The sequence below is a fragment of the Paenibacillus sp. RC67 genome (genome assembly GCF_030020805.1).
In the GTDB taxonomy this organism is placed as follows: Bacteria; Bacillota; Bacilli; order Paenibacillales; family NBRC-103111; genus Paenibacillus_S.
Window position 1 is genome coordinate 7,282,105 of sequence record NZ_CP125098.1, and the last position, 25,689, is coordinate 7,307,793.

Annotated in this window: 20 protein-coding genes; 6 read left to right on the forward strand and 14 right to left on the reverse strand. The window is 48.1% G+C overall.

Annotation, left to right across the window (positions count from 1 at the left end; genetic code table 11):
* Positions 1-39: 39 nt before the first annotated feature.
* Both QMA13_RS32905 and QMA13_RS32910 read right to left on the reverse strand, forming a co-directional pair.
* Positions 40-1,569 (reverse strand): DUF4153 domain-containing protein, encoded by a 1,530-nt coding sequence (locus QMA13_RS32905; protein WP_282937841.1) that lies wholly within the window; start codon positions 1,567-1,569, stop codon positions 40-42.
* A gap of 39 nt (positions 1,570-1,608) precedes the next feature.
* Positions 1,609-2,031, reverse strand: coding sequence for a hypothetical protein (locus tag QMA13_RS32910; RefSeq protein WP_282937842.1), 423 nt, complete (start codon positions 2,029-2,031; stop codon positions 1,609-1,611).
* Between the two features lie 504 nt (positions 2,032-2,535).
* On the opposite strand from QMA13_RS32910, the gene QMA13_RS32915 reads away from it, so the two are divergent.
* Positions 2,536-4,332 (forward strand): ABC transporter substrate-binding protein, encoded by a 1,797-nt coding sequence (locus QMA13_RS32915; protein WP_282937843.1) that lies wholly within the window; start codon positions 2,536-2,538, stop codon positions 4,330-4,332.
* Positions 4,333-4,611: 279 nt separating this feature from the next.
* The gene (glmS, locus tag QMA13_RS32920; protein ID WP_282937844.1) at positions 4,612-6,441 is read left to right on the forward strand and encodes a glutamine--fructose-6-phosphate transaminase (isomerizing); all 1,830 of its coding nucleotides are present in this window, start codon (positions 4,612-4,614) and stop codon (positions 6,439-6,441) included.
* 112 nt (positions 6,442-6,553) lie between these two features.
* Here the strand turns inward: glmS and QMA13_RS32925 are convergent, their stop codons facing one another.
* The 7 genes from QMA13_RS32925 to QMA13_RS32955 all read right to left on the reverse strand — a co-directional run bounded on the left by QMA13_RS32925 (position 6,554) and on the right by QMA13_RS32955 (position 15,110).
* Complete coding sequence (locus QMA13_RS32925; protein ID WP_282937845.1) at positions 6,554-7,945, reverse strand: phospholipase D-like domain-containing protein; 1,392 nt, start codon at positions 7,943-7,945, stop codon at positions 6,554-6,556.
* A 124-nt stretch (positions 7,946-8,069) separates the two neighbouring features.
* Positions 8,070-8,606, reverse strand: a complete 537-nt coding sequence (locus QMA13_RS32930) for an AAA family ATPase (protein WP_282937846.1) — start codon at positions 8,604-8,606, stop codon at positions 8,070-8,072.
* Between the two features lie 144 nt (positions 8,607-8,750).
* On the reverse strand, positions 8,751-10,460 hold the full coding sequence (locus tag QMA13_RS32935; RefSeq protein ID WP_282937847.1) for a hypothetical protein: 1,710 nt from the start codon (positions 10,458-10,460) through the stop codon (positions 8,751-8,753).
* Positions 10,461-10,523: 63 nt separating this feature from the next.
* Positions 10,524-11,588: a glycoside hydrolase family 88/105 protein gene (locus QMA13_RS32940; RefSeq protein ID WP_282937848.1), complete on the reverse strand. Its 1,065-nt coding sequence runs from the start codon at positions 11,586-11,588 to the stop codon at positions 10,524-10,526.
* Positions 11,589-11,623: 35 nt separating this feature from the next.
* The gene (locus QMA13_RS32945) at positions 11,624-12,490 is read right to left on the reverse strand and encodes a carbohydrate ABC transporter permease (protein ID WP_282937849.1); all 867 of its coding nucleotides are present in this window, start codon (positions 12,488-12,490) and stop codon (positions 11,624-11,626) included.
* 27 nt (positions 12,491-12,517) lie between these two features.
* Positions 12,518-13,486 (reverse strand): ABC transporter permease, encoded by a 969-nt coding sequence (locus QMA13_RS32950; RefSeq protein WP_282937850.1) that lies wholly within the window; start codon positions 13,484-13,486, stop codon positions 12,518-12,520.
* Positions 13,487-13,568: 82 nt separating this feature from the next.
* Positions 13,569-15,110: an extracellular solute-binding protein gene (locus QMA13_RS32955; RefSeq protein ID WP_282937851.1), complete on the reverse strand. Its 1,542-nt coding sequence runs from the start codon at positions 15,108-15,110 to the stop codon at positions 13,569-13,571.
* 349 nt (positions 15,111-15,459) lie between these two features.
* Here QMA13_RS32955 and QMA13_RS32960 point away from each other — a divergent pair, with 349 nt between their 5' ends.
* The 3 genes from QMA13_RS32960 to QMA13_RS32970 all read left to right on the forward strand — a co-directional run bounded on the left by QMA13_RS32960 (position 15,460) and on the right by QMA13_RS32970 (position 19,589).
* Complete coding sequence (locus tag QMA13_RS32960) at positions 15,460-16,722, forward strand: sensor histidine kinase (protein ID WP_282937852.1); 1,263 nt, start codon at positions 15,460-15,462, stop codon at positions 16,720-16,722.
* Positions 16,676-17,764 carry a helix-turn-helix domain-containing protein gene (locus QMA13_RS32965; RefSeq protein ID WP_282943670.1) on the forward strand — a complete coding sequence of 363 codons (1,089 nt, stop codon included), beginning with the start codon at positions 16,676-16,678 and terminating at the stop codon, positions 17,762-17,764. Before QMA13_RS32960 ends, QMA13_RS32965 begins: the two co-directional genes overlap by 47 nt.
* A gap of 226 nt (positions 17,765-17,990) precedes the next feature.
* Positions 17,991-19,589, forward strand: a complete 1,599-nt coding sequence (locus QMA13_RS32970; protein WP_282937853.1) for a PTS sugar transporter — start codon at positions 17,991-17,993, stop codon at positions 19,587-19,589.
* Between the two features lie 50 nt (positions 19,590-19,639).
* Here the strand turns inward: QMA13_RS32970 and QMA13_RS32975 are convergent, their stop codons facing one another.
* The 3 genes from QMA13_RS32975 to QMA13_RS32985 form a co-directional block, all read right to left on the reverse strand.
* On the reverse strand, positions 19,640-19,969 hold the full coding sequence (locus QMA13_RS32975) for a helix-turn-helix domain-containing protein (RefSeq protein ID WP_282937854.1): 330 nt from the start codon (positions 19,967-19,969) through the stop codon (positions 19,640-19,642).
* 206 nt (positions 19,970-20,175) lie between these two features.
* Positions 20,176-21,891: a GMC family oxidoreductase gene (locus QMA13_RS32980; RefSeq protein WP_282937855.1), complete on the reverse strand. Its 1,716-nt coding sequence runs from the start codon at positions 21,889-21,891 to the stop codon at positions 20,176-20,178.
* A gap of 20 nt (positions 21,892-21,911) precedes the next feature.
* The gene (locus tag QMA13_RS32985; protein WP_282937856.1) at positions 21,912-22,706 is read right to left on the reverse strand and encodes a gluconate 2-dehydrogenase subunit 3 family protein; all 795 of its coding nucleotides are present in this window, start codon (positions 22,704-22,706) and stop codon (positions 21,912-21,914) included.
* 121 nt (positions 22,707-22,827) lie between these two features.
* On the opposite strand from QMA13_RS32985, the gene QMA13_RS32990 reads away from it, so the two are divergent.
* Complete coding sequence (locus QMA13_RS32990; RefSeq protein ID WP_282937857.1) at positions 22,828-23,523, forward strand: hypothetical protein; 696 nt, start codon at positions 22,828-22,830, stop codon at positions 23,521-23,523.
* A gap of 153 nt (positions 23,524-23,676) precedes the next feature.
* On the opposite strand, the gene QMA13_RS32995 is transcribed toward QMA13_RS32990, so the two are convergent.
* Together QMA13_RS32995 and QMA13_RS33000 are read right to left on the reverse strand one after the other, a co-directional pair.
* Entirely contained in the window at positions 23,677-24,000 is a 324-nt protein-coding gene (locus QMA13_RS32995) for a DUF4870 domain-containing protein (RefSeq protein ID WP_282937858.1), read from the reverse strand.
* A gap of 192 nt (positions 24,001-24,192) precedes the next feature.
* Positions 24,193-25,677 (reverse strand): glutamate synthase subunit beta, encoded by a 1,485-nt coding sequence (locus QMA13_RS33000; RefSeq protein WP_282937859.1) that lies wholly within the window; start codon positions 25,675-25,677, stop codon positions 24,193-24,195.
* Positions 25,678-25,689 lie beyond the last annotated feature (12 nt).

The window sequence follows — 25,689 nt, forward strand, 5'->3', positions numbered from 1 at the left end:
AGCGACAAGGTCTTTTTTTTTCAAATCAATGGAATCTCTTTATTTGGAAAGGTTCAACGCTTCAATGGCTCTGCGCTTGGACCAATTATACTCCGTCCAGGAGGCGGGCTTATCGGCTTCCAAACGTTCCTTCATTCCTTGAAGCACCTCCGTCGTCTGCTGCAGCTCAGGATATTTTTGCTGAAGCTCTAGTAAATAAGGGACTACCTCCAAGCTAAGAGAGCCCAAGTAAGCAACATCGATTTTCCCTGTCGTCTCATATCGCTGCATATTGTTGGACGCTACTACGGCATCCACCTGGATGTAGTTTAATACAATATAAGCAGAAATGGCTGCTATAGCATAGGGCTGAAGTAAGCGAAAGCTGTCGTTCCATAGCTTATATAGGGCGATAGCAAACAACAGAACCAAAAACAGCATGAAGGCATGAACAAGCACCCTCGTCACCGTATAGCCGTAAGCCAACTCATACATCGATAACCGGAAAAAGGCGGAACACAGCATCACACCCGTGCATCCAACCAGCATAGCCAGTAGTACGCGAAGAAAACGATCCATCGGTCGGATCGACCGATCGACCACATGAAGGGTGATCATCAGCAGCGAAAAATTGATCATAGTCACGACAACCAGCTCAGCGAAGCCGCGCCGCGCATACTCTGCGTAAGTAACTCCATCTGGAAGTACAGCCGATCCACCGGCAAAAAAATAAGAGAACTGCACTATTGCAAACAGTACATAGACCGCATTCAACAAAATTAAGATCGTTGCCATGATGGTGGCATCCATGCGAAGGGGCTTAGCGTAAGGTACCGGATACCCCGGGTCCCATCCCTCCCCAGCTTCCCCTGTTAAGGAGGGCTGTACATTTGAAGTCATTCTTGTCTTTGGATAGAGCAGACCCCATACGTAAACGAACAGCGCTACCGTGATAACGACGATCCAACCCGCTTTGAACGCTAAAGACCCCAAATGAATATCTTCAAATAACGTCGGAAATTTGGAGAGCGTACGGTCAAACATCGTATCCGCTGAAGCGAGCAGAGACCCCACCAGCAGAAGAAGTGGAAGGGATAGGGTCACACCGGCCATTACCTTCCACACTTGCTGGGAGCGTTTTATTTTAATTTTTGAGGAAACCATCCTGACTATTGACTGTACTGGCAAAGGAACATAACGAATACTATGCACGAATATTTGATCAAGAGCAGCCCATACGATGCTCAAATCAAACCATCGAGTATCTTTCCTCCGCATCATCCATGTCGTATGTACAATAATGAGACACGGAATCACCAAGGTATTAAGCACTATAAACAGCTTATTAGTAAAAACTGCGTAAGTAAGCGAAAGCAGGCCGATTGGCAGTAAAAGCAGCCAGCTACGGAGTCTCCACTCCTGACTCCCCTTTACCGACCAATAGTAATATAAGTAAAAGCAAAGCGTAAACAAAGGGTACGATAATCCCCATTCCTTATTGTAAAACAGCAGGTAATGGATAATACCGCATACCAAAGCCCCCGCCAACACCGTCATTTCCTGTTTATTCAATGGATGGTTCGTCGTCATAGTTTTCGACAGCCTCCGAAAAGTAAAATTTCCTATTTTTTAGTGAAACCATTGCTCCAAAGATTGCGCTCTCCCGCCTACATAGTCGATAAAGGAAGAAGCTTTCGCCCGCAGCGCTCTCAACTCGTTGTCCTGCAGCTCCAGGTTAACCGTTAAGGTTGAAATAACCAAACACATCTGCAGCAGCCCATGATACGTATCGGGTACAGTCTCTAACGCTTTGGCTACAACGTCCTGTTCAGTGGCAAGCCAGTGCGCCTGCTCCACTGTGGCTGTGAGCGATGGATTTCCCTTCTGCTCCAATTCCACATTTATACCTGCTAAACCAGCGTAAAATAGAACGATTCTCGCAGTCTCTTCCATCGTTTCATGCTCGATAGCGATCTGCGACTCTTTAATAAACTGCTCTGTCCAATGCACCTGTAACAGGCGGTTTTCCGCCAAGGGACTCAACATATTCACTATGTAACCTCCTTAGGAAAGCTGCTCATTGTCGGGTGCGGCTTTCTTTTTTTATTGTAGGCTGTAAAATAGGAATAAAAAGCGCAAGTTTGCATTTGGAAATTTCCTGTTTTTGATTCCAATAAACGGTTATGCTTATATCAGATAAAATGAAATGCTCAGGTAGTTACAAAACCTGCAAAGACTTGAAATTTTGCTTGATACTCCAGTGCGGTATGTCCCTCCAGCCGCTGTTGAAACTCATGAATTTGATCAAAATTAGAGGTGGATTCATGAGTTTCAAAGGCGGACGTAAACTCTTCCGAGGGCATACCACACCTACCTATCTAGCCTATTTCCCGAATAGCAGTTTTCTCAATATCCAATTGCTTCGCAAACTCAGCCCATGCTTTCGAAGTAAGTTTGCATCGCAAACTCGGCCATGCTTTCGAAGTAAGTTTGCTTCGCAAACTCGGCCATGCTTTCGAAGTAAGTTTGCTTCGCAAACTCTAAAGAGGTGAAACCATGAAACTAGCCAGTCATTACATACGATTACGCGAAAAGCTGCCGCATGTCGGCGAACAGCAGGAGCAGGACATCCTGCTGGATGATATTGCAGCGATCCTGGACTGCACCCACCGTAACGCCGCCATCATTCTCAAAAAAATGAATAGCGAGGGATGGCTCCAGTGGCTCCCCAAACGAGGGAGAGGCAACCGCTCCACTCTGCTGTTCCTGACGCCTACGGAGGACGTCATTCTGTTGCTCGCTAAAGAGCTGGTGGAACGGAAAGATCTTCACGGCGCTCTGGAGCAAATGAATGTGTCCTCCATTCCGGACTCGTTGAAGGATCATTTTCACAGCTGGCTTAACGGCCACTTCGGGTACAGCAGTGAAGTGCGCGATAGCAAACGGTTCGATACGCTCCGCTTCCCGTTGACCCAGCCGGTCCAATCGCTGGACCCTGCTTTTACGAATTTCTCGACCGAAGGACATCTGATCAACCAGTTATTCGACAGCCTAGTTCGCTACAACCGGCTAACCCAAACCATCGAGCCGCATTTGGCTCATGCATGGGAGTCGAGCGCAGACCGTTCGGCCTGGACCTTCTATTTACGCAAAGGCGTGCTATTCCATCACGGCAAAGAGCTGGCTGCCGAAGACATTCGCTATACGCTGGAACGGTTGAAGCATTCCGAGGCCCGCTCTTTATATCGCTGGGTGTACCGGCAAATCGAACGGATCGATATTATCGATCCTTTGACGCTGACTGTCTATTTGACAGAGCCGAATGAGCTGTTCCTTCAATTTATGAGCACGAACCGAGCTTCCATCATTCCGAAGGATGCCTATGCCGGTTATGAATCCGAGAAGGAAGGAAAAGAAGCCTTCGCGCGCACTCCCATCGGCACAGGTCCCTTTAAGCTGACCTACCTCGATGATTCGATGTGCGTGCTGGATGCATTCCCGACCTATTTTCAAGGACGGGCCCATCTGGATCGTGTAGAGCTGTGGCATGTGCCGGACATGCAGCAGCAGGATCGGTATCGGACGCTGGAGAGCTTCCAAATCATTCACAATTATCGGATGCCGGATGAAGCTGAGAGCCCATGGCATCAAGTTCAGCAGCAGGGCACGACCTGCAAATTCGTCACGTTCAACCTGCTTAAGCAAGGTCCGCTCAAGGACCCGGCGATTCGCGAGGCGGTGTACGCTGCTTTAGATCAGCGCAAGATGCTGGAGCTGCTCGATGGCGATGCTCTCTACGCCGCAGACAGCTTTATCCGGCATACTGCTATCGATCCTCCTGCGTCTGATCTAGCGCATGTCCGCAGTCTCGTCAAGCAGTCGGGGTATGCGGGAGAACGCATTACTTTATGCACGATCACGCATTATGAACGGGATGCCTTATTCGTTCAAACGCTTCTGCGGGAGGCAGGTCTGGCCGTAGAGCTGTCTTTGCTGCCTGTTGAAGAATTCAAGGGCGAACGCCGTTTGCAGGCAGACATGCTCCTCTTCTCGATCATGCTCGATAATGACACAGAGCTAAGGCTCATCGATTTGTATAAAAGCATGCAAAACCATCTGGAGCCCGCTTGCAAAGCCGCAGTCGACCAATTCATTGCAGCTGCGCTGCGGGAGCCTCATCGTGAAGGACGGGCCGGTCTGCTGCAAAGCATAGAAAGACGACTGCGTGATGAGCATGTGCTGCAGTGGCTGTATTTTAAACGACTCAAAACGATCTATCATTCATCCGTCAAAGGAATATCGCTGGACTCTCTGGATTGGGTGCAATTCAAGAACATCTGGTATAAGCCGTAATCAGAGAGCACAATTTCTGAACAAGCCTATAGTTCTGTATCCTCCCTATCCTCTCAAGTTAGGCTTGGCCTGACTATCCTCTACAAAGAACAACGAATGGTTAATTTTTAGAGGATCATGTTGAATTTTCTTGTAGATTGTTCGTTAAAACGAAAAATAACCTGATTTCAGAGTTGATTTTGCTAGATAATCAGGTATACTTAAAATTATTATTCGTTATAGAGAACAAACGAAATTTACAGGTTTTAGCTTAAATGAGAACAGGGAGGAATCCGAACCATGTGTGGTATTGTCGGGTACATCGGCAGCAGAGATTCACAGCCGATTTTGTTGGAAGGATTAAAAAAATTAGAGTATCGAGGGTATGATTCAGCCGGACTAGCGGTGCATACTTCAGAAGGGCTTCATATTCGCAAAACAAAAGGAAGAATTCAAGAGCTGGAATCCCGCCTTGAGCATCAGCCGCTGATCGGCTTTGCTGGCATCGGCCACACTCGCTGGGCCACTCATGGCAGGCCTTCCGACGTCAATTCGCATCCTCACGCCGATAACCGTATGAAAATATCCGTGGTTCATAATGGCATTATTGAAAATCATCAGCAGCTAAAAGAAGAGCTGGAGCAGCTTGGGCATGTTTTTTTGTCGGAAACCGATACGGAAGTTATAAGTCATCTCATTGCCCAATATTACAAAGACAATTTGGTTCATGCCGTTCAACAAGCGGTAAGCCGCATTCGCGGAGCCTACGCCATCGTCGTATTGTCCGAGCATGAGCCGGATAAGCTGATCGCCGTCCGCTGGGCCAGCCCATTAATTATCGGTGTCGGTGAAGGCGAAAACTTCATCGGATCGGACATCCCCGCTATTCTCGAATATACACGAGATGTGTACATTCTAGGTGATGGTGAGATGGCGGTCATTTCGCGGGATACCGTAGAACTAATGACCCTCGAAGGAAACTTTATCGCCAAGCAGTTGTTCCGCATCGATTGGGATATCATGATGGCGGAAAAAGGCGGCTATGACCATTTCATGCTCAAAGAAATTTACGAGCAGCCCCGTGCCTATCGGGACACAATGCGCAGCCGGATTGAGGATAACGGTCACAGTGTTTCCCTACCTGAAGTACAAATCACACCCGAACGATTGAAGCTGATCAGCCATATCCACATGGTGGCTTGCGGAACTGCTTATCATGCAGCATTAGTCGGGAAGGCCGTCATCGAGCGGTTAACTCGCATTCCAGTTGAGGTTGACGTCGCTTCTGAATATCGCTATCGGCAGCCCGTGATCCGTGACAACACTTTGGTTATCGTGGTCAGCCAATCAGGCGAAACAGCGGATACGCTTGCCGCGATGCGTGAAGCGAAGCAGTGCGGAGCTCAAGTGCTCGCGATCACGAACGTCGTCGGAAGCTCCGTTGCTAGAGAAGCCGACCATGTTATTTTCACATGGGCCGGACCGGAAATCGCCGTAGCCTCCACAAAGGCCTACACTTCTCAATTAATTGCCTTCTACCTGCTGACGCTCTATGTGTCCCAAACCATGAACACGGTGGACGTCCAAGAACGAAAAGAGCTGCTGGACATGCTGAAGCAGCTCCCCGAGCAGGTTGAAGCAATGCTGGAGCAAACCGAGCCTATCATTCAAACAGCCAAGCAAATCGCCGTCCATGATGATCTGTATTTTATCGGCCGTGGACTTGACGCGATGGTAGCACAGGAAGCTTCGCTTAAGCTGAAGGAAATTTCCTATATTCATTCGGAAGCTTACCCCGCCGGGGAGCTGAAGCATGGGTCGCTGGCCTTGATTGAAGAAGGCACACCCGTGATTGCTATCGCAACACAAGAAGCATTGCTCGAAAAAACGATCAGCAATATGAAGGAAGTCAAAGCTCGCGGAGCCCATGTCATCGCGGTTGCAATGGAAGGAAATACGGAGATCATCAAAGCTGCCGATGAAGTTCTCTACATCCCGCGCACTCATGCATTGCTGACACCTGTACTGTCGGTCATTCCACTGCAGATGCTTGCCTATTATGCTGCCTTGACGCGAGGTAATGACGTGGACAAGCCGAGAAATTTGGCCAAAAGTGTAACGGTTGAATAGCGTTTGACTTCAATACCACCAAACAGCGGTAGTCTTGGACGAGAAAGTAGAGTCCTAGACTACCGCTATTTTATTGAGCTCTCGCAGCCTGTCCTTCCACAACCATATACAACTAATCTCCGTAAGTAGTTGGGTCTAGAAGGAATGCAAGACCTCTCCAGCTATAGTCACCGCATGCTCCTCTGACTCCGTTTTCCAGAGCAATGTTCCGATATAGCTGTAACGCCTCACGGTCGTTCAAGTGACTTGTATCTTGTCCCAAGTGTTCGGATAATAATTGATTGCGGAGCGAACGCACTACATCGGGGTCAAAGAACGTTGCATTCATCTCGGTATGCCCGAAGAGTGAATTCCAGTGAAGGTTGCAGGAACCGATTGTCGCCCATACATCGTCGATCAGCATGATTTTGGCATGCACATAGATGTTGCTGCGTCCCCCCTGCCCATTCAAACCAGCTATTCCGACAAGTGAGAAGTTCTCATATTGGCCGAGTGCTTCTATCGGTTCGAAAAAGCTTTTTCGATCCGGATTTTTACGGAATGTGCGTACGTACTGCTCGGGTTCAGCTGGAATAAGGAGGATGACCTCAACGCCACGCTTCAGAGCCTTCTCCAGTCCAGCAGCGATTTCCGGAACCGGAAGAGCCTGGTTCTCGATGTAAATGGAGCACCTTGCTGCATCGATAGCCTGTTTGTATTGTTCTAAAATGGATCGCTCGCCAGCGGATATATCCAGAGGAGTTCCTCCAGGAGTTAGATAATTACCGCTGTAACGGCCCCCAAACATGTTGCGTTGAATCTGCAATAAGCTATCTCCACGCGGGGCCGATACGCGTGTAGGGAAGGACAACACATCATTTCCGTTATGGCCCCACACTCCATCTTCCTCCATTCTCTCACTGGCCTCATTCCATCTTTCTACGAAATTGTGGTGAACGTCAGTAGCTGAAGGGCCGGTTACTTCGACATAGACATCGTGGCGATGGCCCTCGCCCATGTGGCCGGGATCGAACGCCTTGAAAGTCGGATTAATTCCACCGACAAATGTCGTCTCGGTCGAATATCCGGCATCTATTAGCCAGCATTTTTGGTGCTGACAAAAATAACCTGGAGCACGATCCCAGCGGATATGGAAAATAGAACCACGCGAAAGGAGCAATTCACGGTCAGCTTGAGATCCTGGGAAGGCTTGTCCATACCTACTGCTCTCCGGATTGGGGCGCCAAATAATAACCCGAACATCCAACCCCCGTGCAACCGCATGGTCCAATACATCCAACAGGGTACCATGATGGTCCGGCATCTGATAATCCGGTGCCATGAATGTAACCGTAAGCCAAGCACTGTGCTTTGCTGCTTCAATAGCCTCACAAATACGTCGAAAGGTAGGGGCACTATCCACAAGCGGACGAACCAAATTACCGCCCCTTACCGGGTAAGAACCGCATTCAATAAATGGTATATAGGATTCGTGGCCGATGGTTGAAATCTCATTTGGGCTCATATGTTCCTCCTTTATTAAAGCTATCCGACTTTACTCCTCCTTCTAAGGGGGGATGAAAAAATACTATCACATTCCCCTTAAATATTATGTTAATTATTTTCTAAGAACTCCATGGGGGTATACCTCATTGACTTACTCGGCTTAAAATTTCAGCGCACAGCTCTTCGACAGGTCGAGCGCTGTCTAGCTTTAAAACGGGACTTTTGGATAATTCCATTTGATAGGATTGTTCGGCGTATGTACCAGCCATGCTTTTATCTTCTTCCGTCAAATACGTTTTACACCATTCTAGAAAGTCATTCGTATATTCTCCATGCTCGTCCAGCCACATTTCACTAAGAGTATTCCGTTCCAGTTCTCGGCTCCTTAATCGTTGCATGCGAACAGCTTCATCAAGAGAAAGAAAAACCAATAGGTCACGATCGCTGAATCCTTCAGGATACCATGAGAAAACAGAGCCGGAAGCCACGTAGCTAACGCCAAGTGCCATGTCTTTTTGATATAATTCTTTACGCTTTTCAATTGGATTATTTTCCGTAAAGGAATCATCTTTCCAGAGATAATGATCGGTATCAATCCATTGTATATTTTCTTTTTCGCTAATCCATTTGGCTAAGGTGCTTTTACCGGTACCCGAGCCTCCGATGATTTGGATCTTCATTTGCATGCCTCCTTTTTTAAACCATTTTATTGTATCTCAAAAAAAGAAATTATCTAGAGAAACTATCATTATAACTAACTTTAAATGTTCTAGAACTGAACGCAAAAAAATCCGCAATCTTTGCGGATTTTTTGTTTAAACTATTTACGTCTGAACCGACAATAGTTCATCTACCGTGGCAGGCTTATGGCGTATTGCAATCTTCCATGAAGTCTCGCCATTCGAGCCTTGAGCTGTCCAATGATCGTTATGATCGGCCAGCTCCACGGGGAGCCATTTCTCCTGATTGCCTAGACTTAAAGCGAAAATCAGGCCTACACGCTTCATTTTGGTAAAATCGAATGTCTGTTCAGGTCCGTTATAAAGAATGTAATCGAGATACAGACAGCCATCCTGCTGCCGCCACTCCCAACCTGTCTTAGAGGGACTCACCCGGAATTCGGATAATACGTTTTGCACGCAAATCGTATGCTCCCCAAGCTGCACCTGTGCCCTTCTCTCATCTAGTACCTTGACCCCCACTCCGTCCAGACAGCCGCCGAATTCTAGACGAATTCGCAAATCTTGTGCCTTCACCTGTCCCTTGATGCGATCCAAGCTGCTGTGCGTATCTCCTCCATTGGTACTAAAGCTTATCCCGTAAAGGACATCGCCTTCATTTTGCTGAGAGGTGATAACCGCTGCCGCATAATCGTAGCCGTCATGAAGACATTGCAGCTGCATATAGGCGCTCTCCCCGCCATTGTTCATATAAGCTAGTAGATTACGGCGCTGATTCCACATGATTTCTTTATTCACTGTGCCCAATGCATAAGCTTCATTCATGAACAATGTTGCATGCTTCTCGATTTGTTTAGCTTGATTCTCATATATACACTGGCGCGCATGTTGACGGTGAGGTTCGATGAAGTAAGAACGATATGGTTCCGGGCAGCTCATTCCGCTTTCATACCAGTTCGGCTCGAATATCAACTCTTCATCGGGAATAAACCTTATTTCCCCATCCAAAGCAATTTGCAAAAAGGATAAAAACTTCGGCGCAAGCAGCTTATCGTAGCTGCGGCTGTGCGGTCCTGCCCACTGCCTTGTCGGCACATGAAAATGCTCCGCCACCATCCGCCATGCCACATTGAGCAGCTCCGCCGTTAAGCGTCGTGCCACCTCATTTTTAGTTTTTGCATGCAAGCTCGACAGTTCGGCAATCGCAACGGTCGTATAAGTGGGACTGTTATACTCTTCGAAGGTACCCAGACGAAGCGTATGTGCGTGAAAATCTTTTAGACGCTGCAGGCCATAATCACGATACGGAGGGTAATAGTATACTTCTCCCGCAAGCAGTGTTACAAAGGCTCCCATAATAGAAATATTCGTATAACCTGGTCCCACATTACGCAATATGATCGCATTGCATGCACGGAAGATGGCATCACGCAAACGAGACTTCAAGCCGGGAGACATGACGTCATTATGATGCATAGCGGCAAGAATAAGCTGTTTTCCGCAGAAATCAGCCCAGTTCCAATCGGGAGGAGCCATCTTATCCAGGGGCTCCTCGTAAAACCACGACCAGATACCATGGGTCGGACGGCTGCGATCGGTATCCTGCAACGATATGACCTTCTCCAGGATAGCGCATCCCCGCTCCTGATAATGGGGGATGCCGCTGTTAAGCAGCGTAACGGCATAAGCTAGCGATTCGCGCGTAGGGTGAACATAAGGCACATCTCGAAGCGCCGTATGATACCCCGGACTGCTGAAAGGCTGCTTCAGCAGCTGCAGCTCAGAGTTATAGTGGGGCTCATTTTGTTCCAACCACGCAAGCAGCTTCTGTTGGGCTAACTCTGCTGAAATCATGGAAATCATTCCTCCATACGAATCATTTGATAATCAAATGGCTGCACCGCACATCGAATCAACTTATTTCCGTTCCTCCAGCAAATCGCTGATCAGCATAAGCGCCAGCGCTTGGCCGTAAGGCGTGGGCGTAATCTTCACTTCGTTATAAGCTTCCACTGTCGGCATAACCGGTGTTCCGCCAGAGACGCCATGCACAGCTCCGTATACGTCGACGTGGATCATAACAGCTTCGGCCGCTTTAATAACAGCATTTCCAAGCTTCTTCTGCAAAGCAGCATCTTCGACCATGCCGGTTCGCAGCGCGATTTGGAATCCATAAGCGATGCCGGCTGTTGCCGACGTTTCCAGATAAAAATCCGGGCGGTCTAGCACGGTATGCCACATGCCGTTAGCCGTCTGCTGTCGGACTAGGCCACACAACAGCGTCGTATAACGCTCGTACACTTCGGCCGGAATATCCGCCAAGTGCTTCACGCATGCGACGATCTCGGGTACGCCGAAAGCGACCCAAGCGTTCGCGCGGCCCCAACGGGCTGCCGACATATGATTGCGCTCGAGCCCGTCAAATCCATGGAAAAGTACGCCGGTCGCCTCGTCCTGCAGCAGCTGCAAATGGACTGCGACCTGCTTCACCGCTTCTTGTGCCATCGCAGTGTCCCCTGTCAGCGAAGCAAGGCGAGCAAGGAATAGCGCTCCGACGACGAGCGTATCCGCCCACAGCTGCTCAGGGAAGTCTACCCCCTCGGTTACTGTATGCTCAAAGCCGCCTTCCTTAGTACGAGGCGCCTCATGCATCAGCCACTCGCCGTGTTCCTGTACCATCGGCATCCACTCCGCAGCCGCTTCCGGTTCCCTGCGCAGCAGCTCGGTCAGAGCCGCGAAAGGCGCGGTCGAATTGATCACGCGCTGCTGTGCTGCCTTATGGCGATTATCTCTCATCCAGCGCCACAAATACTCGCGTACCGACTCCAAGCCGGTCGCCTCGTAATACTTAACCGCTGCGATCAGACCTACGCCTGGCTTCCAGTCCCAATTGTACATATTTCGCTGCCAATCGCTCTCCGGCGCGGTTACCATATACTCATAGACCTGCTCCGCCTTGCCAAGCAGCTTCTCTTTGTTCATCACTCGAGTCCCCCTCATCGGTGCATCTTGCTTTTTTAACCTTTCACTGAGCCAATCATTGCTCCCTTAGCAAAATACTTTTGCAGGAAGGGATAGATTAGAAGGATCGGTACCGTTGCGATAATAATCATGGCCATTTTTACCGTCACGCCGATTTTCGGTACGTCTCCTGACATCGCGGCATCGACTGCCTCGTTTGTCATTTGGACGAGAATTTGGCGCAGCAGCACCTGCATCGTCATTTTACTCACATCGCTGTTGTACATGACAGCTTGAAAAAAGATGTTCCATTTGGATACCGCATAGAACAATGTCAGCGTAGCGATGACAGGTAATGAGATCGGCATAACGATTTTAGCCAGTACACCAATGTCGTTGCTTCCATCTATTTTGGCCGATTCCTCTAACTCCGATGGAACCGAACGGAAGAAGCTCACCATAATCATAAGGTTAAATACGCTGAGCGCACTTGGAATGATAAGGGACCACAGCGTATTCAGCATGCCTAGCTCTTTAACCAGCAAATAGGAAGGAATGATACCTCCATTGAACAGCATTGTAAAGAAGGCTAGGAACAGCATAACGCTCGTGCCTTTAACATTTTTTTTGGAAAGCGGGTAAGCAAGCGTAATCGTAAGCAGCATGCTGAGAACCGTCCCCACTACCGTCACGAACACCGTATTATAGAACGTTTGAATAAACTGACGGTTATGAAAAACCATATCATACGCCACAGTCGTCCACTGCTTCGGCCAAAACAACAGCTGGCCTTCGTACACAAGATGAGCCGTTGAAAATGACAGCACGAACACGTTCCAGAACGGAAATATCATTAAAATAGCCATCAGTCCAAGCAGCGTATAGTTAACCGCCTCAAACCAGACGTTTTTTTGCATTTTCATACGAAGTTTCTCCCTTCCTAACGCTTTCTAGAATAAGTAATTGTCGCTTGTTTTCTTGGCTATATAGTTAGAGCCCAGGATGAGGACAAGTCCGACCAACGATTTGAATAAACCAACCGCCGCAGCAAAGCTGAAATTACCTTGCAGCACGCCTGCCTTGAACACATACGTATCGAATACCTCCGACACGCTGCTGACCATCGGATTGCCCATAATAAACAGCTGGTCGAAAGAAAGGCTCATGATGTGTCCGATCCGCAGCAGCAAGAGTACAACGACTGTATTCATAAGTGCCGGAACCGTAATGGCTTTCATTTGATGCCAGCGGTTCGCTCCGTCTACACGAGCCGCTTCATACAGTTCAGGGTTGATCCCTGCCAAAGCCGCGAGAAAGATGATCGTTCCCCAGCCCGCTTCCTTCCAGATGCTTTGCAAAGTAATCATGCCCCAGAAAAACCGGGTGTCCAGCAGCAGTTGTACTTTGGTAAAGCCCAACGCATGAACAATTTGGGTAACTATCCCTTCAGAATTCAATAACGTAATCGTCAAGGAACAGATAACAACCCACGAAACGAAATGGGGTAAATAAATGATGGTTTGTACTGCCTTCTGAAACAAACCGGCACGCACTTCATTTAACAACAGCGCTAGAACGATTGGTGTCGGGAAAAATAAAAGCAAGTTCAGCAAGCTAATTACCAGCGTGTTGCGAAGAACCATCCAGAAATCAGGATGCTTGAACAGCCTTTCAAAATGTGCGAAGCCTACCCAGTCACTATGAAAAATTCCCGCAAACGGGTTGTAATCCTGAAATGCCAGCACGATGCCATACATCGGACCATACTCGAAAAGCAAAATAAACGCCATGCCCGGTAGAGCGAGCAAGTACATGTATCGATCTGACCACAGCTTCTTCCACAGCCTACCGCGCTTTGATCCTGCTGCAGATGCTGGCTTGCTGCCTCGAATCGTTGCGGCTTCCGTTCCCATCGCCATAATTGAAATTCACACTCCCTATGAAAAGCTCGGGTACGTTCCGATGAGCAGAAACGTACCCGCTTTAATTATTGCATTGCTCTTATTTGCTGTCGGTTGCGGAGATCTCCTCAACCCATTTGTTGCCTTCAAAACGGTCATACCATTGCTTGACGATGCCGTCCCAATCCTTCACATCGATATTGCCCATGATAACTTTAACCGTGTTGGTATTGATAAAGGCATCGGCTTCCGCTCTATATTTCGCTCCGGTAGGAGAGAATGCGAAGTCCAGCGGTGTCGGTATTTTCAAATATTTCTCAAGCATTTTATTGCCGTCGATAATCGTTTTTTGTGCCTCTTCGGAGTTCTTCTTACTCACGAAAACTTCTTCGGTAGGCTGCAGCGGCAGTGTCCACAAGAACGCCCCCGGCATGTCACGTGCGATCAGATCGCTTTTCACTTCATTTTTGCCATCCTTCTTCGTATAGTGAACGCCTTCTACACCATATACGTTGAAGTTTTGCCCTTCTGGGCTTGCGCCGAAATCAAGCCATTCCATCAGCTTTTGCATTTTGGCAGGATCTTTGGCGGCATTCTTCGATACGAACAAACCACCGTAGTTTACACGTCCTGTAGCACCTTGTTTACCAGACGGACCTTTAACCGGTTCGAATGGAACGAGTTTGGCAGCCGGATTCGTTTTCTTGAAGTTATCCTCAAAGTCGTTCACACGGGAAATATATTGGAAGAACATCCCCGCTTGTCCTTTGCTAACCAGCTTCGATTCGGCTGTTCTGCCGTCCGTTACCGCAAAGTCCGGATCAATCAAGCCGTCTTTGAACGCTTTGCTCATCCAAGCAAGGTACTCTTTAAAGGCAGGAGTCGCGAAGTTCGGTACGTATTTGCCGTCCTGCTTCACCCATTTGTCTTGAATGCCGAATGGCTCCTGTAGACCACTGGCGCCTACGAATGCGTTGTTAGCATAACCGAGCTGGATACCATAAGTGTCCTTTTTACCGTTTTTGTCCGGATCGTTGAACGTAAACGCCTTGGCCACGTTGTACAGGTCATCCATCGTTTTCGGAGCCTGCAGCCCCAGACTATCCAACCAGTCTTGACGAATCATTGGCGCATCGCCAGTGGCTACAGGGTTACGAACATTCGTAATGGCCCAAGTTTTATTTTGATACTTCGTAATGTAGAGATCCTTTTGTTTCTTCAGGTTCGGATACTTGTCGATATACTCGTCAAGCGGAACGATTTCCCCTGCTTTAATCATGCCAACGATAAAATCGTCCATGGTCCGCCAAGCGAACGCATCCGGAATATCTCCCGAAGCGATTTGTACGCGGATTTTTTCTTTATATATTTCATAAGCGTTGACGTTGAATTCGAATTGAACACCCAGCTTATCCTGTAAATATTTCAATGCTTCATTGCTTTCCGCCGATGTGCTAGGAATGGTATTCCCGTAATCGTAAGCTACTTTCAGTTTTACAGGCCCGTTTGGCGTTTTGGACCCATCCTGGGCTCCTTGCTTTCCGGTTGATCCGCTGTTGCCGCAAGCAGCCGTTACAGCTACTAGAGCGGTCACGAGAACTACGCTTGCAGACTTTTTCCAAATGCTGTTGGTTAACGTCATAGTATGAATGCCCCTTTTCATCTTTATCTTCTTTATCACTGTCGTGGCTTTTGTTCTTGTGCTCTGACCTTGATTAATGTGGCCGGCCTGCCTTGTCATTACTTTATCCTGCTTAACAGTCATGCAGCAACGATCATTTGATGCAAATTGCCCTATTACCGTCAATTGACCAATCGTCGCAACAAAAAATCCAGTAACCATGCGGGTTCTTAAGCAACTTATCATTATGCGTAAATACGCCTTTTGCCCCAAATGACACTTTCCATGCTATAATCAAACGGGTATATTTTTATGAAGAGCCGATAATGAGCGACACCGCTCTCTTACAGATATAGAAAGGGGAACCGCTATGCGACTGCAGCGCTCCAAGAAAGCTCAAACTCTCATCATCATGCTGCTGTTGACTTCCCTCAGTATTGCAGTAATGGGATTTACCGTCTATCGCATCGCAACAAACACTTTAACGCAAGAGGTTCAAAGCGCCTACCGCGTTTCTTTGCTGCGCACACAGGACCAGGTTGAAGGCTACTTTAAACAAATCGATCAAGCTGTTCTCCAATTCGAAAAGCTTCCAGCACTCGAGTCCCTCGCTTCCCCTCAAAAGGAAGAAAACAATCTAGAGATTCTGTCCCTGCTTGAAACGATGCTTCGCATGCAAACCTCTCTTGAAGATGTAGATAATATTGCCTTATACCGTTTAGGCACGCACAGACTATACAGTACCAACCATCAAGTTTCCACCTATCAGGATGATTATTCAGAGGTTATCCGTAAATTCGAGCAGCTTAAAGGCAACCAGGCCTTTTTCAATATAACCGTCAAGCAAACACCAACTACCGTATATATAAGGAAGCTTCCGATTTTTCAAAGCACGAAAGCTTTCTACATTATTGTTCATTTGAACCAGAAGTTCTTTGATCATATTTTGGGAGCGCATAACGAATCCAAAGGCACATATTTCATCCTCGATGAGCATGGAGGTCTATTGCAAAATCGCGGTGATCTGAGCTCCGATCGGCTCCAGAAGGAGATTGTTCCTATCATTACGGAAGGGAAGCCTGCTTCCAAAGAGCTGTTTACCGCTTACTTACCTCCCTCTTATAATGGATGGGTTTTTGGGTTTGCTATTCCGACATCTGAATTGTTCATGAAAATGAACGGCATTCGCAACGGGATCTTCGTCCTGGTGAGTATCCTGCTAGGACTAGCTGTCTTCGTCATCATTTTCTCTACGAATCGGCTGTGGCGGGGATGGAGCGATATCGTGTCCTTACTTGAGGACTCGACGGCCCCTTCTCAGGGCACCAGGGATAGTAAGCAGAGGTCAGACAACGAGAATGTCGGAAATCACGGTGATCATGCCGCTTCGGCATCGAATCCACTAGACGAATTTAGGCAAATTTACGATAAAATGCAGCGTATCAAGGAAACCCACGATGAGCTGAAAGAGCAGGTAAGAGAGCTGACACCGGAAATCCGGGAAGCGTTTATCCGCAATATGCTGCAAAAAAGGGCTCCGTTCGGAGGAAGATCTGGAGAAGTGCCGTCGCTACCAAATACCTCTGCTGCCGGGCAGCTACAGCTGTTATTGTGTCGAAATCGACCAGTATAAAAGTATGGCTGAAATCTATTCTGAGGCTGACCTGTACTATTTCCGTTATGGGCTGTCTATGGTCATCCAAGAGGTTATCGATTCGCAGGGTCAAGGTGTTGTGTCCGCTCATGGCGACGGCCGTTTTCTTGCTTTAAACACTCTGGAGGAATCCGCTTCGGAGGAGGCTCATGCCACGTTTCTGGGATCAGCCTCGACCATTCGCGATTTCATTAAGCAATACTTTCCGTTCACCGTATCTATCGGGGTTAGCCGTGTGCGTAAAGATTATGCCTACATGAGCTTATCTGCGCAAGAAGCCGAGGAAGCCTTGAAACATAAGCTTGTGACGGGAACGAACGAGGTTATTCCAATCGTCGAATTCCAACCGGACGGAACTGACGGTCAACCGTCCCCGCTGCCGATCTCATTCCGGGAGCTTGAGAACGACTTGATCTATGCGATCCGTTCCCTTGACCAACAACTTGCGTACCGCTTTATTGACGAGCTAGGCACGCTGCAAGGTCATCGCTCTATTAGCTACCAGTGGCTTCAGAGTCAGCTTGCCGAGATGGTGTTCACCATCTATCGCACCATCGGAGGCTCGCTTCGCAATCCTATAGCCGAGCCTGTAATGGCGGAGCTTATGCAGCTTACAACACTGGAGGAATGGATCGACTGGCTGAAGTCTCAAGCCGTGGATATGCTGATTTCCGAGCTATCGAATGAACATATGGAACATATGCAGAAGGTTGCTCAGCAGCTTACTGCCTACATTCATGAGCACAACGAGGAGGATCTCCGGCTGGAAAGCAGCTGCAAGGCCCTCAATCTTCCAGCTTCTATCGGCAAGCAGGCATTAAAGGAGATTCACGAGACTACTTTCTCTGAATATTTGCTGCAAAGCCGAATTGCCAAAGCGCAGAAATGGCTGCTGGAGACGGAAATGAGTGTTGAGGAAATTGCCTCCCGCCTGCAGTACAGCAATGCTCAAAACTTCTCTCGTACGTTCAAGAAGGCGGTCGGTGTACCTCCTGGACATTACCGCAAGGAGTACAGTTAATTCATAACAGATTACAGATATAGCCTAGAACTCTACAAACCGCATCTGAAACGCACCCTTAAGAATAACATTGGAACAACCGCCCGGTTACCCAATAAACGTTCTAAGGGGTGCGTTTTTTATGGCGGTATAAGAGCAAGCCGCTTCATCTATAGAATAATAGTTGTTCATCCACCCATTCGTCCGTATAATAAGGTAATGCGGTAATTAGTTAAAGAAAGAAGTTATGGGGAGCAATGAAATGATGCGTATAGCTATTTTGGGCAGCAGTGGTGGAAATTTGTTTAATCTCGGGGGAAAGGACCCCGAAAAGTTAATTGGTGAAATCGTTGCACAAAGCAAAAGTGCAGGCATAGAGATTGGCATAGTGCAGTTTATTGCAGCTGTGGAATCAATGGATGTCGCTAAGGAGAAGACAACAGCCTCATTATATGTTTGGGATCCGGCAGAAAATCGTATTATTCGGACCTTTGAGGGATTATTGAAGGATACGAATGAGGCGGCAGCGGAAGTAGATTCTGCAATCTCAAGTCAAATTCATTCCGGACTTATAGACGGTCTGATTGTAATGAGTGCCGATCCCAATCATGCCAATAAGCTGGCAATTCTAGCAGCTGCGGAGAAAGGAATTCCTGTTGTCGGAACTGGCGGAACCTCCATGGCGCTCATAAGCTCGAAGGGAGCAAAAGTCATTGCCACCTCCGGGACGACAGGAACCACAAACCGGACAAGAGCTATATCTTTTATGACCTCGTTATGCAAGCATTGGGGAATCCAGTATTATCCAGTCCTTGGGGATACCAGCTCCAAACATAAGGCGGCTTCCAGCAGCCCTTGGCGTAGAATCAATTTGAAAGGCATCATGCAATCTTCCTTGCCTGGGTTTATCGCAATGGCAATTGTATTGGCACTCAGCCAAATTCCCGCTCTAAAAGGGCTCAACGATGTGTTTGACATCATGCTCAAAGCATTGCCTGTAGTACTGGCCGTCATTGCAGCTAAGCAAGTTTCCGACATGGACGAAGTATCCATTGTAGCTGGAGTCATTGCAGGCTCATTATCCATCCAAGGTGGGATCATCGGAGGCATTATCGGCGGTATCGGGGCCGGGCTGCTCGTCCAATTCCTATTCGTAAAATGTGTGCAATGGCGCTTCCCGATGACAACAGTCAATATAGTTGCAGGTGGTTTTGCAGGTCTCCTATCCGGACTTATCATGTACTATTTGATCGCTCCATTTGCACTTCAGTTAGGCGAATTTATTAAATACATCATTAACATGGCGATATCGTTCAATCCTATTGTTGCCGGGGTGATTGCAGGTCTATTGATCTGGCCAGCCATCCTCGGAGGCGTCTATCATGCGGCGATTTTGCCGATTGTATTGCTTGAAATGGAGAAAACAGGAAACAGCTTCCTGGGAGCTATCGATATGGTCGGCTTGGTTATGGTGTCCGCTGGCATTACCTTAGCTAACATCATTGCTCCTAGAGATAAAGGAGAAGCCGCTGTAGCTACTCCCGGTTTTCTAATCAATATGGGCTTCGGTACATTTGTTGAGGCTGCCTACCCATTCATGTTCTCTAACAAAATGGTATTTGGTGGCGCGATCTTCGCAGCTGGCGTCGGCGGAGGACTGGTGGGCGTGTTCAACGTTCGAGGTACAGCCTATGTTCCTTCTTTTATGGGGCCATTCTTGTCTAACAATATGATCGGGTTCACTATTTCCATGGGGGTCGCTTTTGTTCTGACATTCCTCATAACCTTAGTCGCTAACAAAACCGTCAGGAGCAAATCATCAATCAACCTCGAGACAACTAAGTAAAAGCAATCAAAAAGCCCATAGACCGCAAACCACGGCTGTGGGCTTTTGACTTATTCTTTGTGAGTATTGTTACGCCACTTGTTGAACTGCAAAAACTCCTGGAACTGATCCTTGCTCACTCCTGATGACATGGCCTCTCGAACAAGTCCCAACCACTCTTCATCCAATTCCTGGTGCTGGGTGGTTTTATTTTGCAGGAACGATTCTATAGGTACGTCAAGAACGGCGCATATTTTCTCAAGAAATTGAATGGAGGGATTGGATTGAATATCCCTTTCAATCGAGCTTAAATAGGATTTCGCTACCCCGGCCTTTTCGGCGAGTTCCGTGAGGGTGAGCCCTTTTTCCATTCGCAATTGCTTCACTCGTCTGCCTATCATGGTAGCACCCCTACTATCTGTCTAGTGTCTTCATTATATTTTATCAAAAAAAAGGCCCGTGTGTACGTTAAAAATGAAAAAAAGTGACAAATATACGGATGCTGCATGTAATGCAACATAAACTTAGGATTTACACTGTTAAGTTCCCACCAAAAAAAAGACCGCCCTCCATCTGCCGAGAAGACACATGAGAGGCCGATCGCAATTTAAACAAGGTTTCCTGGAGCCTTGCTGTACTTCTGAATGCCTTCGGCGGCTCGATAGGCCAAAGCTCCTACCGTACCCGTCGGATTGTATCCACCATTATGAGCAAACGCAGAAGCCCCCACGACGAACAAGTTTTCCATATCCCACATTTGCAAATAGGAGTTGACGGCTGACGTATCGGGACTGGATCCCATAATAACACCGCCTGTGTTATGTGTAGATTGATAGTGAGTGATCTCATACGGTCCCTGCTCATTATAGGTCACGACCGTATCGGCACCCATTTGCTTCAGGATTTCTCCGCATTTATCTCCCATAAATTTCACTAGTTGCTTATCCCGATCTTCAAAATCGAATGTGATCCGCATTAACGGATCTCCGAAGGCATCCTTGTATGTCGGGTCCAAATCCAAGAAATGATTCTGATAGGGCATGCAAGAGCCTTCTGCCCAAACGGAAATGTTGCGGTTAGCATACTTGATCGAGGCGGTTTTGTAGGCATCCCCCCATCCAGGCGTATCCGGAGGAACCGTATTATTGGCAATCGGGCGGTTGCCGGACTGACCGTAAGTGATGCTCGCACCATGAATAAAATTGTACTGCGTATGATCGAAGTTATCTCCGTTGAAGTCATCGATCGTCATCGCCATCGAACCGGCACCGGCGTACAGGTTAAACTCTTTGTTCTCAAAAAATCCGACCGCTGCCGCTGCTTCGACTTGATAGGCGTAGTTTTTGCCTATAACGCCTTTACCCGTTGCCGGTTCGTAAGGCTTGCCAATACCAGACATGAGCAGCAGACGTGCATTGTTGAAAACATAGCTCGTCAATACAACAATGTCGGCCGGCTGTTCAATTTCCTCACCCGTTGTGACATCGATATACATTACGCCCGTCGCTTTATTTCCGGTATATAAAATACGTCTGACATTAGAATGCGTACGAATTTCAAATTTGCCTGTCTTCAAAGCCACAGGAAGGACCGTCACGACCGGATCAGCCTTGGCACCGTATTCACAGCCGAAGCGCTCGCAAAAACCACAGTATTGACAGGCTGCCCGCTCGATCCCGTCCGGATTTTTGTAGTTTTGAGACAGGTTAGCAGAAGGCATAATATACGGGTGATAGTTCATCTTCTTCGTGGCATCGGCGAACATCTTCATCACCGGTGAAACCTTCATCGGCGGCGTCGGATATTTATCCGAGCGTTTTCCGCCTAGCGGGTTTTCTTCTCCGGAAATACCGGCCATTTTCTCGAACTTATCAAAGTATGGCTCCAGCTCGTCGTATGTAATTCCCCAGTCCTGGATTGTCATACCTGCTGGGATTTTGTCCTTACCGTACCGGTCCACGGTCTGGGACTTGATTTCAAAATCATAAGGCAGGAAGCGGAACGTCTGGCCGTTCCAGTGAACCCCGGCGCCGCCCAGTCCATCCCCCAATAGAAAGGAGCCATAGGAGCGCATCGGAAGGGCACGGATTTTCTCATTCGGACGGAACGAAATCGTTTCCTTGGACAAGTCCTGGAACATTTCATAGCGCATGGCATACCGCAGCTCATCATGCACCATGAAGTAGTCCTCGGTTTTTCGTGATTTCCCGCGCTCCAGCCCGACGCAATTCAATCCTGCTTTCGTCAATTCAGAAGCGATGATACCGCCGGCCCAGCCGACACCGACAATGACGACATCCACTTTCGGCAACTTTTTTGCCATTTTATGACCCCTTCTGCATGTTAGTGTGAGAGATGATCGCGCAAGCTGACAGGCTGCATTTTCACAAATTCATCCTTTTCGATGATTTGATCAAATGACATCTGGTTGCCAGGGAAATTCTTCATTTTCCAGCCATCCATATTACTGTTGCCTCCATAGAGGGGATCGGCGTAAACGCCTTCCATCGTACTGCTGAACAGCGTTTTGAAAAAACCGCTAGCCGAGATGGTTGTCAGCTTCACCTCATCGGTTTCAAATGCCTTCAGCACGGCGTCTTGCTCTGCCGCAGCGAGATCAGCATAGTTTTTCGAATATTTTTGATTGCTATAGTTTTGCAGCTCAGTCAGAGCAATGTCGAAAATTTCTCTCCGCTTTAAATGGCCTTGATATCCCTGCGTTTTTTCGCCTACAAAGAAAGGACCGGACATATACTCCCGGCCATTCGTTCCCCACTCTCCAGCCAGCTGGTGATCGATGAAGAAAGCGACGCCCATATCTTTGGCCCCTGGTCCCTGCGCGTTCTTCGGGAACAACCTCTCTGTCGCGGCTTCTACGATCTGAAATTGCTCCTGATTAAAATACATTAAGGCTTGATTGTAATTGACTGCACCCGTTTCAGGTGTTGGTGCTGCTGGAGATGGCGCTGTTCCTTGAGGAGATTTACGGAACATGCTTCCTACCACTCCACCAACAATAAGACCACCGACGGCAAAACCTGTATTTTTCAAAAATTGACGGCGTGAATTGGACGGTTCTCTGGAATCATTAGGATCCTCTTTGGAATCCGTCAATGGGTCAGACGGCAGATCGGACATGAAGGTTCGCCTCCTGTTAACATTTTCATTTTTAGATATTCCCTAAATCATCCTTAAATAATGACTCGAGCAAAAGAAAATGATAAAAACATCTTCTACCTACAACCGGGAGGTACCCGATATGAATTCAAAATGGCTCCAATTAGCGCTTCCTGTTCTTTGCTCAGCCTTCGTTGTTTCCGCTTGCGGGATGCGGCAGGCCGCACCCAATCAAACCACGCCGAAAATGCAATCAGCGCCTGCCCCTACAGGCAGCGCCGCCGCTCCTATCCACGATATTACGGTAATCCCAAGCTACAACGGACCCAAAATCAACACGACGAACCGGGACGGCAGCACCTACAGCGGGATGGGTACAACGATATATAGCAGGATCGGCAGCTCCAGCCTTAGTGCAGGCGGCGTTTCCTCCAATCTGGAATCCTTGCTAAGCAGCGAAGGGTACCCCGATGTTAAAGTATTAGTGTTGGGGGATACCGTCGTGGTGGGTGGGGCCGATCATCCGATGGGCGCTTCTTCTATCGACCCTCTGCAAAGCAAGCTATTAAGCCCTAATGCGGGCTCGTCCGGAAAAAGCAATGTGCAATCCAGCGGAAGCACCATGGTACGCGCCAAAAGCGCAAATGGCGATCCCATGGATCAAGAAAGGGTAAAGGTGCAAGAGCTGGTAGGAAGCCAGTCTCGAATTGTTACCGTCACCCATCGTGAGGCATTGGATGCGATGGATCGCGTCAAATCCATGCTCAACGCTAACTCCGACTATAACAAGCTTGGCGCCGAAATGGCCGTCATTATGAAGCATGCGGGAGCCAAGTAATCTTGGAGGGCTGCTGGAAATCAAGTGAACAAACGAACAGCCTTCATCTATCCCCCATGGGGACGGTGAAGGCTGTAATAGTTGGATGCAGCAAAAGCTGCTGGCTTTGTACGACGTACATGCAGCAATGCAACCGATATTGAAAGAAGGTCATTATTTAATCAAACGAATCGTCAAAGGATATTCGTATATTTGACCTTTGGAGGCTCGAACGGTTGCAATAATAATGCAAATCAGAGCAAACAATCCGACAAGCGGTAGAAGAACGAAGCCAATAACCGCGAAGCAGAGTAAGCCTGCCACAAAAGAATAGATGATCATGGATATTTGGAAGTTGAGCGATTCTTTCGCGTGTTCTGCTACATAAGCGGATTCATCTTTTTTAATCAACCAAATAATTAGCGGTGCTATAACACCAATGATAATGCACAATACATGAGAAAGCAGCGCCAAGTTTCTTTCTTCACTCGAAACCATACTGCACCTCCGTCCCTGGATTGGATTCACAATAATTATGACGTCATAGCAATATGTATGCGCGTTGCAGGGTGAAGTTGCAAAAGAAACGAAATATTCCACTCCTTAAAATGGATGGTAATTAAATAAGGCACCGGACCAAAGGTCCGATGCCTACTTCATGATATCTTATTTAACGCGGTTAATAATTTATTAGGGTAAATTAGACGAACCCATCAAATACCGATCGCACTCGCGAGCAGCTTCACGGCCTTCGTTGATTGCCCACACGACAAGGCTTTGTCCGCGGCGCATATCTCCGGCTGCAAATACGCCTTCTACGCTCGTTGCAAACTTGCCGTACTCCGCCTTCGCATTGGAACGCTCATCCTTCTCTATGCCCAATTGATCCAAGACCGTATTCTCTGGACCCAGGAAGCCCATCGCGAGCATAACAAGCTGCGCAGGGTAGACCTTCTCGCTGCCTGGTACTTCAACCGGCACAAAGCGGCCCTGCTCATCCTTCTTCCACTCGATAAGAACTGTGTGAAGCTCCTTCACATGCCCGTTCTCGTCGCCCACGAATTTCTTTGTGCTGATCTGATACTGACGAGGATCTTCCCCCTGCAGGGCAGCCGCTTCCTGCTGACCGTAATCCACCTTCAACACCTTAGGCCATTCCGGCCAAGGATTGTTTGCTTGACGCGTTTCGGGAGCTTTCGGCATCAGCTCGAACTGCAGTACGCTCTTGCATTGGTGACGAATGGAAGTACCTACGCAGTCCGTACCGGTATCGCCGCCACCGATAACGATAACATCCTTTCCTTCGGCCGAAATGAATTGCCCATCTTCGTGCTTGGAATCAAGCAAGCTTTTCGTATTTTTCGAAAGAAATTCCATTGCCAAGTGAATGCCCTTTAAATCGCGGCCTTCGATATTCAGGTCACGTCCTTTGGTTGCGCCGCCGCACAATACGATGGCATCGAACTCTTCCTTCAGCTTGGAGGCAGGAATATCCTTACCAATTTCGGTTCCCGTTACGAAATTCACGCCTTCTGCAGCCAATAGATCAACACGACGCTGAACATATTTTTTATCGAGCTTCATGTTCGGAATGCCATACATAAGCAAGCCGCCAACGCGGTCTGAGCGCTCGTATACGGTAACCGTATGCCCAGCTTTATTCAGCTGTGCGGCACAGGCAAGCCCGGAAGGGCCTGATCCGATAACCGCTACCTTCTTGCCCGTGCGTACTTTAGGAGGTTCGGGAACAACCCAGCCTTCGGCGAAGCCTTTATCGATAATCGATTTCTCGATGTTCTTAATCGTGACCGGAGAATCCTTCAAGCCTACCGTACAAGAGCCTTCGCAAGGCGCAGGACACACGCGTCCCGTAAATTCCGGGAAATTATTCGTCTTATGAAGGCGATCCAACGCTTCACGCCACAGTCCGCGATAGACAAGATCATTCCATTCCGGGATCAGATTGTTAACCGGACAGCCTGCCGCCATCCCGCTGATCAGTTTCCCAGTATGGCAAAAAGGAATTCCACAGTCCATACAACGCGCACCCTGCGTTTGCAGCTTGTCTTCGGTCATCGGAACGCTAAATTCATTCCAATGGCTGATCCGCAGCAAAGGGGCCGTTTCTACAGGAGTTTCACGTTGATACTCAATAAATCCGGTTGGTTTACCCATTGTTTACCTCCT

Coding starts and splice junctions, on each gene's coding strand:
- QMA13_RS32975 (WP_282937854.1), bottom strand. CDS start 19,969: ATGATAGGCAGACGAGTGAAGCAATTGCGAATGGAAAAAGGGCTCACC.
- QMA13_RS32925 (WP_282937845.1), bottom strand. CDS start 7,945: ATGAGCCCAAATGAGATTTCAACCATCGGCCACGAATCCTATATACCA.
- QMA13_RS32915 (WP_282937843.1), top strand. CDS start 2,536: ATGAAACTAGCCAGTCATTACATACGATTACGCGAAAAGCTGCCGCAT.
- QMA13_RS32970 (WP_282937853.1), top strand. CDS start 17,991: ATGGGGAGCAATGAAATGATGCGTATAGCTATTTTGGGCAGCAGTGGT.
- QMA13_RS32940 (WP_282937848.1), bottom strand. CDS start 11,588: ATGAACAAAGAGAAGCTGCTTGGCAAGGCGGAGCAGGTCTATGAGTAT.
- QMA13_RS32930 (WP_282937846.1), bottom strand. CDS start 8,606: ATGAAGATCCAAATCATCGGAGGCTCGGGTACCGGTAAAAGCACCTTA.
- QMA13_RS32935 (WP_282937847.1), bottom strand. CDS start 10,460: ATGATTTCAGCAGAGTTAGCCCAACAGAAGCTGCTTGCGTGGTTGGAA.
- QMA13_RS32950 (WP_282937850.1), bottom strand. CDS start 13,486: ATGGCGATGGGAACGGAAGCCGCAACGATTCGAGGCAGCAAGCCAGCA.
- QMA13_RS32945 (WP_282937849.1), bottom strand. CDS start 12,490: ATGAAAATGCAAAAAAACGTCTGGTTTGAGGCGGTTAACTATACGCTG.
- QMA13_RS33000 (WP_282937859.1), bottom strand. CDS start 25,677: ATGGGTAAACCAACCGGATTTATTGAGTATCAACGTGAAACTCCTGTA.
- QMA13_RS32995 (WP_282937858.1), bottom strand. CDS start 24,000: ATGGTTTCGAGTGAAGAAAGAAACTTGGCGCTGCTTTCTCATGTATTG.
- QMA13_RS32955 (WP_282937851.1), bottom strand. CDS start 15,110: ATGACGTTAACCAACAGCATTTGGAAAAAGTCTGCAAGCGTAGTTCTC.
- QMA13_RS32905 (WP_282937841.1), bottom strand. CDS start 1,569: ATGACGACGAACCATCCATTGAATAAACAGGAAATGACGGTGTTGGCG.
- QMA13_RS32980 (WP_282937855.1), bottom strand. CDS start 21,891: ATGGCAAAAAAGTTGCCGAAAGTGGATGTCGTCATTGTCGGTGTCGGC.
- QMA13_RS32960 (WP_282937852.1), top strand. CDS start 15,460: ATGCGACTGCAGCGCTCCAAGAAAGCTCAAACTCTCATCATCATGCTG.
- glmS (WP_282937844.1), top strand. CDS start 4,612: ATGTGTGGTATTGTCGGGTACATCGGCAGCAGAGATTCACAGCCGATT.
- QMA13_RS32990 (WP_282937857.1), top strand. CDS start 22,828: ATGAATTCAAAATGGCTCCAATTAGCGCTTCCTGTTCTTTGCTCAGCC.
- QMA13_RS32985 (WP_282937856.1), bottom strand. CDS start 22,706: ATGTCCGATCTGCCGTCTGACCCATTGACGGATTCCAAAGAGGATCCT.